Below are 447 nucleotides of genomic sequence, written 5' to 3' on the forward strand. Positions count from 1 at the left end.
CTCATATATCATACCATGTTGTTGTTTCGATGTCAACAACTTTTTCACAAGTTGTTTTTGATCAATTTGTTTGATCAAGTCGACGTCTTTATCAGCAACCTATATATCATACCACGCTGTTACCATAGTGTCAACAGCTCTTTTGAAAAAGCTTTTGCTTTTTCAATACCGGCGGCCGGAGTCGAACCGGCACGCCCTAACGGGCACTGGATTTTGAGTCCAGCGCGTCTACCAATTCCGCCACGCCGGCCTGTTAAGTCTGTTTAACTGTTAGACAAGGCGGTAACCGGATTTGAACCGGTGATGAAGGTTTTGCAGACCTCTGCCTTACCACTTGGCTATACCGCCATACAATTTATTCATTTGGTATGAAACTGGGCTACCAGGATTCGAACCTGGGGGATGACGGGATCAAAACCCGCTGCCTTACCGCTTGGCTATAGCCCA

Annotated in this window: 3 tRNA genes; all 3 read right to left on the reverse strand. The window is 46.3% G+C overall.

The features are described 5' to 3' along the window. Positions 1–166: 166 nt before the first annotated feature. The 3 genes from VXN63_RS12080 to VXN63_RS12090 all read right to left on the reverse strand — a co-directional run bounded on the left by VXN63_RS12080 (position 167) and on the right by VXN63_RS12090 (position 447). Positions 167–250 (reverse strand) — tRNA-Leu (locus VXN63_RS12080). Positions 251–277: 27 nt separating this feature from the next. Then, positions 278–348: transfer RNA gene (locus VXN63_RS12085), tRNA-Cys, on the reverse strand. Between the two features lie 26 nt (positions 349–374). Next, positions 375–447, reverse strand: a tRNA-Gln gene (locus VXN63_RS12090).

The sequence above is a fragment of the Marinilactibacillus sp. XAAS-LB27 genome, from assembly GCF_036039175.1.
GTDB lineage: Bacteria > Bacillota > Bacilli > Lactobacillales > Carnobacteriaceae_A > Marinilactibacillus.